The 9873-nt window shown below is 57.2% G+C and carries 6 protein-coding genes; 1 reads left to right on the top strand and 5 read right to left on the bottom strand.

Annotated elements, in window-relative coordinates; all coding sequences use genetic code 11:
- Positions 1–455 precede the first annotated feature (455 nt).
- The 5 genes from OS189_RS16030 to OS189_RS16010 all read right to left on the bottom strand — a co-directional run bounded on the left by OS189_RS16030 (position 456) and on the right by OS189_RS16010 (position 7504).
- A complete protein-coding gene (locus tag OS189_RS16030; RefSeq protein ID WP_267168339.1) occupies positions 456–1262 on the bottom strand; it encodes a crotonase/enoyl-CoA hydratase family protein in 807 nt (268 codons plus the stop codon).
- A 120-nt stretch (positions 1263–1382) separates the two neighbouring features.
- A complete protein-coding gene (locus tag OS189_RS16025) occupies positions 1383–3704 on the bottom strand; it encodes a Tex family protein (protein ID WP_267168338.1) in 2322 nt (773 codons plus the stop codon).
- 153 nt (positions 3705–3857) lie between these two features.
- The gene (locus tag OS189_RS16020; protein ID WP_267168337.1) at positions 3858–6047 is read right to left on the bottom strand and encodes an NADP-dependent isocitrate dehydrogenase; all 2190 of its coding nucleotides are present in this window, start codon (positions 6045–6047) and stop codon (positions 3858–3860) included.
- A gap of 125 nt (positions 6048–6172) precedes the next feature.
- Positions 6173–7102 carry an MYG1 family protein gene (locus tag OS189_RS16015; RefSeq protein ID WP_267168336.1) on the bottom strand — a complete coding sequence of 310 codons (930 nt, stop codon included), beginning with the start codon at positions 7100–7102 and terminating at the stop codon, positions 6173–6175.
- A 90-nt stretch (positions 7103–7192) separates the two neighbouring features.
- Positions 7193–7504: an ETC complex I subunit gene (locus OS189_RS16010; RefSeq protein ID WP_267168335.1), complete on the bottom strand. Its 312-nt coding sequence runs from the start codon at positions 7502–7504 to the stop codon at positions 7193–7195.
- Between the two features lie 158 nt (positions 7505–7662).
- Here OS189_RS16010 and uvrB point away from each other — a divergent pair, with 158 nt between their 5' ends.
- Positions 7663–9867: an excinuclease ABC subunit UvrB gene (gene uvrB / locus OS189_RS16005; protein ID WP_267168334.1), complete on the top strand. Its 2205-nt coding sequence runs from the start codon at positions 7663–7665 to the stop codon at positions 9865–9867.
- Positions 9868–9873: the final 6 nt, after the last annotated feature.

Below are 9873 nucleotides of genomic sequence, written 5' to 3'. Positions count from 1 at the left end.
GCTGCCCCGTCGCTCATTGCTGCGCTTCGGTAAGAGGCGTTCTAGTGTTACTTTCAAAGACCCGCAAGCGCTTTCCGCAAAAAATCCAAACTTCTTGCGTTTTTCAGTATAAGACGCTGTATATTAATGATTTTATTTGATAATCATTTCTTCAGAGAGCACGCCGCTTTCAGTCAAATTCTCCCTGGTCTCTGAAAATCAGGCAGACTCAGCTGTATTTCTGACCATCAGGGGTGTGAATCAGCCGTTCCATCCCGATTCTGCCATGGAATCACCAGAATCAAACTGGGCCTTGGTTACGATTGCATCGAACCGCACGGATTCGGCTGGATCCGGCAACCCGTGAAGTACATCGATGTGTTTGGGATTTGGTTTTTGTCACACGAAGGAGATTCCGGAAGGAACTTCAACCAAGTGAGGACGGTCTGGCACCACAATAGGGTGCCAGAACATTTTTAGTCGTTCGGGCGTACGCGTGCTGCGCTTTTATCGGCGAATGCGGCAAGGCGTGCGCGCGCGTCCGGCTGAGTGTTCACGACACCTGCAACGACTGCTTCGGCATAGGCGGCATCCATTGCCGACATGTTCTGCATGTGGCTGACGGCCGAGCAGATTGCGAAATTGGATAGTGGAAGGTTCTGCGCTGCCTTGCGCGCCAGTTCCAGCGCGGCATCATAGCTTGAGCCGTCTACGATATACTGGGCCAGTCCCAGATCGACAGCTTCCTGACCCTGATAAACGCGTCCTGTCAGCATCATGTCTATCATACGGGATTTACCGACCAGATCGGTGACGCGGATGGTTGCCCCGCCACCGGTGAACAAGCCGCGCTGACCTTCAGGTAGGGCGAAGTAGGCTGTCTGGTCCATTACACGGATGTGGGCTGAGCTGGCCAGCTCCAGACCTCCACCGACAACGGCGCCTTGCAATGCAGCGATCACGGGTACGCCGCCATATTCCATTTTATTAAACGCTTCGTGCCAGCGCAAGCAGACATGCATGAAATCGGCCGGGCTGCGGTCTTCGTCATGGTGTTCAATCAGATCAAGGCCTGCGCAGAAGTGATCCCCTGCTCCGGCCAGCACAACCGCACGCACACCTGCGCGTGGTGCGGTTGAAAAAAACTCGACCAGTTCCTCGATCGTATCGATGTCCAGCGCATTGCGCTTTGCCGGACGGTTCAACGTCACTACCCAGACGCCTTCACCATGATCTTTAACGTCAAGGTTGGTATACTGGGCCGTATCGATTGCAAGAGCCATGAGCGTGTCCTTATTCTATAGGCAAAATTTCATCAGTGATTTGGTGTGCTATTTTCTACAATACAGCAAGCCATTGTTTTGACCACAATACCGCACCGCTCTCGGGGTTATGCTCTACCGTTAGGCGCCACTGGCAGGGCGTTTCATCGCGGCGGCCAGCGCCGAACCAAATGCGCCCTGACCCTCGCCTTGTGATTGGGCCGGCTTGGCAGTTTTTGGCTTCTTGTTCGACCTGGGCTGTTTCTCGGGCTGTTTATTTTGTGCAGACGCCCCGCCGCCATCCCTGCGCATGCTCAGACCGATCCGTTTGCGGGCAACGTCTACTTCGGTCACCCGCACCCGCACGATATCACCGGCTTTGACAACTTCGTGCGGGTCTTTGACAAAGCGATCGGCAAGCTGGCTGACATGCACCAACCCGTCCTGATGTACACCTATATCAACAAAGGCACCAAAGGCCGCAACGTTTGTCACAGTTCCTTCCAGTGACATGCCAGCCTTGAGGTCTGTAATACTGTCGATACCTTCGGCAAAGGTGGCGGTTTTGAATGTCGGGCGCGGGTCACGGCCGGGCTTTTCCAGCTCTGCCAGAATATCGCGGACAGTGGGCAGACCGAAGGTATCATCGACAAACTGCTCTGCCGTGACATTTGCCAACGCGCTGCTGTCGCCCATGATTGCGCGGATATCGCGACCGCAGGCTTGCACGATCTTGCGCGCAAGCCCGTAAGCCTCGGGGTGGACGGATGATGCATCAAGCGGTTCCGTCCCGTCGGTGATCCGCAAAAAGCCCGCGCATTGCTCAAACGCTTTCGGCCCCAACCCTGCCACCTTCAAAAGCGCCTTGCGGTTTGCAAACGGGCCGTTTGCATCACGATGCGCCAATATGGACTGCGCCAGCGACGGGCCAAGTCCTGCCACATGGGACAGCAGCGGCGCGGATGCCATGTTAACGTTGACGCCCACCGCGTTCACAGCATCCTCGACAACCGCAGCAAGGGTTTGTGCAAGACGTCGTTGATCAACGTCATGCTGGTATTGCCCTACCCCGATAGCCTGGGGTTCGATTTTTACCAGTTCGGCCAGCGGGTCCTGCAAGCGGCGCGCGATGGATACCGCGCCGCGCAGGGATACATCGATATCGGGAAATTCCTGCGAGGCCAGTTCGGACGCCGAATAGACCGACGCGCCTGCTTCGGAAACGATAACAGGCGTCGGGCGGGGGCTGCCTGCTGGCAAGCGCTTGATCACATCCGCGACAAGCCGTTCGGATTCACGGCTGGCGGTGCCATTGCCCACCGCGATCAGGGCAATCTTGTGGCGGCGGATTAACTGGATCAGCGCTTCCTCTGCCCCGCGCAGATCATTGCGCGGCTGGAACGGATAAATCGTCGCTGTCTCTAACAGCTTGCCCGTTTCATCCACCACGGCCAGCTTGCAGCCTGTGCGGATACCAGGATCAAGACCCAGCGTTGCGCGCGCTCCCGCAGGGGCGGCCAACAACAAATCACGCAGATTGCGCGCAAACACATCTATTGCAGCGGCATGGGCGCGTTGACGTAGATCGGCCATCAGATCCATGAACATCGACAGGCCAAGCTTTAGGTTCCACGCCCAGCTTACCACACCGCGCAACCACAGATCACCAGCCCCCTGGCCCGTTATTCCGATTTCTGCCGCGATGATGTTGATGATGCGCGGCAGACCAACCTCCGGATCGGGCGCGATGTTGAGTGTGACGACTTCTTCCTTGGCAGCGCGCAGAATGGCAAGCGCTCGGTGTTCCGGTATCGTTGCCCACTTTTCGCTGTGATCGAAGTAATCCGAGAATTTCGCGCCGGTCTCTTCTTTGCCTGCAATCACGCGCGCGGTGATCAGCGCCTCTTTCTGCATCACATCGCGCAGACGCCCCAGCAAGGTGGCGTTTTCGCCCAGCTCTTCTACCAGAATGTCACGTGCGCCGTTCAGCGCGTCTTTTTCGGTTGCGACCGTGTCGCCCAGATAGGATTGCGCCAGCTTGGCGGGATCAGCTGTGCGATTTTCAAGAATGGCACGCAGCAATGGTTCCAACCCGTTTTCGCGGGCGATCATCGCTTTGGTGCGCCGCTTGGGTTTGAACGGCAGATAGAGATCTTCCAGCACCGATTTCGTGTCGGCCTTGGCAATCTCGCGCGCCAGCGCATCGGTCAGTTTGCCCTGTGATGTAATTTCACCAAGGATGCTTGCACGGCGCTTTTCAAGGTCACGCAGATAATCCAGCCGCTCGGCAAGGCGGCGAAGCTGGGTATCATCAAGACCGCCAGTCGCCTCTTTGCGGTAGCGCGCCACAAACGGCACCGTGTCCCCCCCGTCCAGCAATGCAACCGTGGCGGTTACTTGCGCCGGACTGGCACCGATATCGTCTGCGATATTACGGGCAATACGATCAGCGACAGCACTCATGGCAGGCTCCTTTTCAAGGTCGGAAGCCGATTGATAGCGGCGCAGTGCGAGGCCGCCAAGCCCCATTTTCAATCAAGCTTGCTCCGCCGGGGCAAACACGAAAAAGGCCGCGCTTTTTGCAAAGCGCGGCCTGATGATCGGGGTATCGGACAGTTACCCGATAATGTCGTTCAGGGTTTTCGACGGGCGCATAACTGCTGCGGTCTTGGCGTCGTCCGTGTGATAATACCCGCCCAGATCGGCAGGGCTGCCCTGTGCCGCGGCAAGTTCGGAGATGATCTTGTCTTCGTTCTCGCCCAGCGCTTTGGCGACCGGCGCAAAATGCTCGGCCAGTTCTGCATCGTCTTTCTGATCGGCCAGGGCCTGCGCCCAGTAGCGCGCGAACCAGTAGTGGCTGTCGCGGTTGTCAGGCTCACCGACCTTGCGCGAGGGCGAGCGGCCATTGTCGAGTATACCTTGGGTCGCGGCATCTACCGCCTGCCCCAGCACACGCGCCTTTTCATTGTTCTTGGCATCCGCAAGGAACGTCAGGCTTTCACCCAGCGCGCAGAATTCACCCAGACTGTCCCAGCGCAGATGGTTTTCCTGTTGCAATTGCTGAACGTGCTTGGGGGCAGAGCCGCCAGCGCCGGTTTCAAACAAGCCGCCACCGTTCATCAGTTTTACAATCGACAACATCTTGGCAGATGTCGCCAGTTCCAGAATCGGGAACAGATCGGTCAGGTAGTCGCGCAGCACGTTGCCGGTGATGGCGATTGTATTTTCACCCTTAGTGATTGTCTCAAGCGAGGCGCGCGTGGCTTCGCGGGGGGCCATGATCTCGAATTTGTCGACAACACCCTTTGCTTCGAGGATCGGCTTCACATAAGCGATCAGTTCCGCATCATGGGCGCGGTCGGCATCCAGCCAGAAAATCGCGCGGCAGCCTTCAGCTTTCTGGCGGTCAATCGCAAGGTTCACCCAGTCTTCGATCGGCGCCTTACGGGCAGAGGCAGAGCGCCAGATGTCGCCCTTTTCAACCTTGTGCTCATGCAGCACCGTGCCATCGCCAAGGATCATCTTGACAGTGCCTGCTGCGGGCATTTCGAATGTGGTCGGGTGGGAGCCGTATTCTTCGGCCTTCTGTGCCATCAGACCGATGTTCTGGACGGTGCCAGCAGTTGCCGGATCAAGCTTGCCATTTTCTTTGAAGAACTTGATCGTTTCATCATAAACAGGCGCGTAGGAATTATCCGGGATCACGCAATTCGTGTCGGATTCGTTCCCGTCCGGCCCCCAGCCTTTGCCGCCTGCGCGGATCAGCGCGGGCATGGAGGCGTCAATAATCACGTCCGATGGAACATGCAGGTTTGTGATGCCCTTGTCGGAATCGACCATGTACATCGGCGGGCGCTCGGCCATGCAGGCTTCGATATCGGCCATGATATCGGCGTTGCCCTTGACCCGCTCCAGCAGATCACCAAGACCCGAGTTCGGGTTCACACCCAGATCGCGCATCGCATCACCGTGCTTTTCAAACACCGGCGCAAGATATGCCTTTACCGCGTGGCCGAAAATGATCGGGTCGGACACCTTCATCATGGTGGCCTTCATATGCAGTGAAAACAGCGTGCCGTCTTTTTTGGTCTGCTCGATTTCGTCTTTCAGGAAAGACTGAAGTGCATCGGCGCTCATGTAAGTTGCGTCAACCACGGTGCCGGCGGGATATGTCAAACCGTCTTTGAGAACCGTTTCACCATCGTCATTGACCAGCACGATTTTTGCTGTCGCCTCATCGGACAGGGTCGCCGATGTCTCGTTCGAGAAGAAATCACCACCCGACATTGCGGAAACCTGTGTTTTGCTGTCGGCCGTCCAGTCACCCATGCGGTGCGGGTTCTTCTGGGCAAAGCTTTTAACAGCTTTGGCGGCGCGGCGGTCAGAGTTGCCTTCGCGCAGAACAGGGTTCACGGCAGAGCCTTTCAGCGTGTCGTACTTTGCGCGGATTTCTTTTTCTTCATCGCTTTTGGGCGCTTCGGGATAATCCGGCAGCGCAAAACCCTGCGACTGAAGCTCTTTCACCGCTGCAACCAGCTGCGGAACAGACGCGGAGATATTGGGGAGTTTGATGACGTTTGCGTCGGTTGTTTTTACCAAGCGACCCAGTTCGGCAAGATCGTCCGACTGGCGCTGCGCCTCGTCCAGATGCTCGGGGAAGGTGGCGAGGATACGGCCTGCAAGGCTGATGTCTTTTGTTCCGACAGAAACGCCGGCAGCGGCGGCAAATTTCTGGATGATGGGCAGGAAGGATGCAGACGCCAATTCGGGCGCTTCGTCCACTTTGGTGTAAATGATATCAGACATCAGAAGACTCCTTATATGTGGTTTGGCCACCTCTTAGCGGATGCAACGGCAGGCGTCGATAGTATACCGTAGTATACGAAAGAAATTCCCGAGGGCACTGCCAAGAATTCAGATGCCGAACAGCACTAAGTAACGGGTTGTTGCGCTTCTTGCACGGCGAGGTCTGCCATCCGCAACGCCGCTTCGCGGGTATCGGCAACGGCAATAAACCGCCCGTTGTGGCAAAACTTTGCCCCCTTCACACCGCTGGCCTGTTCCAGCGCATCATCGGTCAGCCCCGCCCACGCGGCAGGCAAATCTGCGCGCTGTTCAAAACTGTCACCACTCAGCCGGATGCCGGTGATGGCCCAGTCTGTGTCACGCGGATGCACAACAAACAGCAAATGATCGGCGCCTGCCTCTTCAATGGCGGCGCGAAACGGCATGCCCATGGGCAGCTCGAGAACCCGCGCGCGGCCTGTCTCGGCAATCGCCCTCAGCACCATCGCTTTGGCGCGACGTTTGGCGGCTTTGCCAGCGATGGATGCTTCGACGAACGCCCGCGCGACCGGCACGGCGGCCGCAAACGCCTGATCATCAGCCCCTGCCCCGCGATTGTCGAAGACAGGTTTAAGCGTTTCAAGCAACACGGGCAGGGTCATGCCTGCCAATTGCCCAGCCGTTGCGGGGGCCAATGCGCCGTTATCGACCAGATCGATCGGCAGGACAAAACCGGCATCAAAGCTGCTGTGAATATCCTCGATATCTGCCTCTGGAACATCCAGGGCGCGCAGATAGTCGCGCCCGTAATGCAACCAGATCAACCCGAAAGAGCTGTAGGGCTGGCCATCCTCACGCAGCGGGTTGGGCCGCTGGTGGTGGTCAAACAGTTGCGCAGCGGCGTCATAGTCGCGACCCACGTCATAGATGATCTTTTCAGGCGACGGTGTGATCCACGCAGCATCACGGGACCGTACCAGTTCTGCCTGCGGAAACAGCCGCGACAATATGACAGTCGAAAGCAATTCATCTGCATGGAACCCGCCAGAATGGGTGACGAGATGGGTAATTGTCATTGAAAACACCTCTTTCAGAAAAGACGAAGGGCGACCGGATAGGTCGCCCGCAAGTTTTTCTCTGTATTGTTTCTTGTCGTCCGCGAAGGATTAATGCGTCCAAGAACCCCGACGGTTTGTCGCGAAGTTTTCGCCGTAGCCGCCAGCGCGAATGTTGGGCTTGCGGCGATTGGGATCTTGAATTTGCACGGTGATGCCATGCTCTTCGGCGTATTCCACTGCTTTTTCCTTGGTAGCGAATTGCAGCTTCACTTGGCTTTGCGTATCAGAAGAGGAGGTCCAGCCCATCAGCGGATCAACCTCACGGGCCACGGCCGGTGCGAATTCCAACACCCACATGTGGGTTTTTGCCGTACCCGATGACATTGCGGTTCTGGCTGGTTGATAGATTCTCGCGCGCATCTAAGCTCTCCGTCGTTGCTGCACCGGATATGACATGGCGGCGCTGTCGGATCAAGAGCGCCTGCTGCTGACAGTTTCTGACAGGTGAACACGCGCTGCGTCTTGAACCGTGCGTAAAACATGACACTTATACAGGACGCCAAACCGGAGACTGTCCAATGCCCTATGCGCTGACTGACAAAAGCGAACTTGCAGAGCCTATTCTGGCCAACGCTGCCCCAGATGTGCGCACCCGCGGCAAGCTGGAAGGCGGCAAGAAATTTGTGCTCAAGACCGAATTCGAGCCGGCGGGGGATCAGCCCGCGGCGATCAAGGAGCTGTCCGAGGGCATCCGCAACGGCGAGCGCAACCAAGTGCTGCTTGGCGCAACCGGCACCGGCAAAACTTTTACCATTGCCAAGATGATCGAGGAAACCCAACGCCCTGCCATTATTCTGGCGCCAAACAAAACGCTGGCCGCGCAGTTGTTTGGCGAATTCAAAGGCTTTTTCCCTGATAACGCGGTCGAGTATTTTGTCAGCTTTTATGACTATTACCAACCCGAAGCCTACGTGGCGCGGTCCGATACCTTCATCGAGAAGGAAAGCCAGATCAACGAGCAGATTGACCGGATGCGCCACTCGGCTACACGTTCGCTGCTGGAGCGCGACGATGTGATCATCGTGGCCTCGGTGTCTTGTATCTATGGTATCGGGTCGGTCGAAACCTATGGCGCGATGACACAGGATTTGAAGGTCGGGTCATCATATGACCAGCGGCAGGTGATCGCCGATCTGGTCGCGCAGGCGTACAAGCGCAACGATGCCGCCTTTCAGCGCGGTACGTTTCGTGTGCGCGGTGACAGTCTGGAAATTTTCCCTGCCCACCTTGATGATCGCGCGTGGCGTCTGTCGTTCTTTGGCGAAGAACTGGAAAGCATCACCGAATTTGACCCCCTCACGGGTGAAAAGACGGACACGATGGAGCAGGTGCGCGTTTACGCGAACTCACACTATGTCACCCCCAAGCCCACGATGAATCAGGCTCTGGTAGGCATCAAGAAAGAACTGCGGATGCGGCTGGACCAGCTGGTAAGCGAGGGCAAGCTGCTGGAGGCGCAACGGCTGGAACAACGCTGCAATTTCGATCTGGAGATGCTGGAAGCAACCGGCGTGTGTAACGGCATCGAGAACTATTCGCGCTACCTGACCGGCCGCGCCCCCGGAGAGCCACCCCCGACCCTGTTCGAATTCATCCCCGATAATGCAATTGTCTTTGCCGATGAAAGCCACGTCAGCGTGCCCCAGATCGGCGGTATGTACAAAGGTGACTACCGGCGCAAATTCACATTGGCCGAGCATGGCTTCCGCCTGCCGTCCTGTATGGACAACCGCCCGCTGAAGTTCGAGGAATGGGATGCGATGCGTCCGCAATCCGTCTTTGTGTCTGCTACCCCCGCCGCGTGGGAGATCGAACAGGCAGGCGGTGTGTTCACCGAACAGATCATCCGCCCCACCGGCCTGATTGACCCTCAGATCGAGATTCGCCCCGTTGAGATGCAGGTCGATGATTTGCTGGACGAGGTGCGCAAGGTCGCAGCCGATGGTATGCGCACGCTGTGCACCACCCTCACCAAGCGCATGGCCGAAGATCTGACAGAATACATGCACGAGCAGGGTATTCGGGTGCGCTACATGCACTCGGATATCGACACCATTGAACGGATCGAAATCCTGCGCGACTTGCGACTGGGTGCTTTTGACGTGCTGATCGGGATCAACCTGCTGCGCGAAGGTCTGGATATTCCCGAATGCGGTTTGGTGGCGATTCTGGATGCGGACAAGGAGGGCTTTTTGCGCTCTGAAACGTCATTGATCCAGACTATCGGCCGCGCGGCGCGGAACGCTGAAGGCCGCGTTATCATGTACGCCGACCGCATCACAGGCAGTATGGAACGCGCGATGGGCGAGACAGACCGTCGCCGCGCCAAACAGCTCGCCTATAACGAGCTGCACGGCATCACGCCCACAACCGTCAAGAAGAACGTCGAGGATATTCTGGCTGGCCTTTATAAAGGCGACACGGATCAATCCCGCATTACTGCCAAAATCGATAACCCGCTGGCGGGGGGCAATCTGCAAACCGTTCTTGAAGGGCTGCGCACCGATATGCGCAAAGCTGCAGAGAACCTTGAGTTTGAAGAAGCTGCGCGTTTACGTGACGAGGTCAAGCGCCTTGAAGCAGTTGATCTGACCATTGCCGATGATCCGCTGGCGCGCCAGTATGCGGTTGATAAGGCTGTGAACGATGCGCAGCAGAAATCCGGTCGCAGCACCATGGGGCGCGGCGGGATGCGTGGCGGCGTCAAGCGGCGTGGTCGCTAAATAATA

The organism is Sulfitobacter sp. F26169L (genome assembly GCF_026410285.1).
Taxonomy (GTDB): Bacteria; Pseudomonadota; Alphaproteobacteria; order Rhodobacterales; family Rhodobacteraceae; genus Sulfitobacter.
This window is presented reverse-complemented; position numbering and strand designations above follow the sequence as displayed.

What these genes read in the sequence shown, in the direction of transcription:
- OS189_RS16030 (WP_267168339.1), bottom strand. Translation starts at nt 1,262, where the DNA reads ATGGCTCTTGCAATCGATACGGCCCAGTATACCAACCTTGACGTTAAA.
- OS189_RS16025 (WP_267168338.1), bottom strand. Translation starts at nt 3,704, where the DNA reads ATGAGTGCTGTCGCTGATCGTATTGCCCGTAATATCGCAGACGATATC.
- OS189_RS16020 (WP_267168337.1), bottom strand. Translation starts at nt 6,047, where the DNA reads ATGTCTGATATCATTTACACCAAAGTGGACGAAGCGCCCGAATTGGCG.
- OS189_RS16015 (WP_267168336.1), bottom strand. Translation starts at nt 7,102, where the DNA reads ATGACAATTACCCATCTCGTCACCCATTCTGGCGGGTTCCATGCAGAT.
- OS189_RS16010 (WP_267168335.1), bottom strand. Translation starts at nt 7,504, where the DNA reads ATGCGCGCGAGAATCTATCAACCAGCCAGAACCGCAATGTCATCGGGT.
- uvrB (WP_267168334.1), top strand. Translation starts at nt 7,663, where the DNA reads ATGCCCTATGCGCTGACTGACAAAAGCGAACTTGCAGAGCCTATTCTG.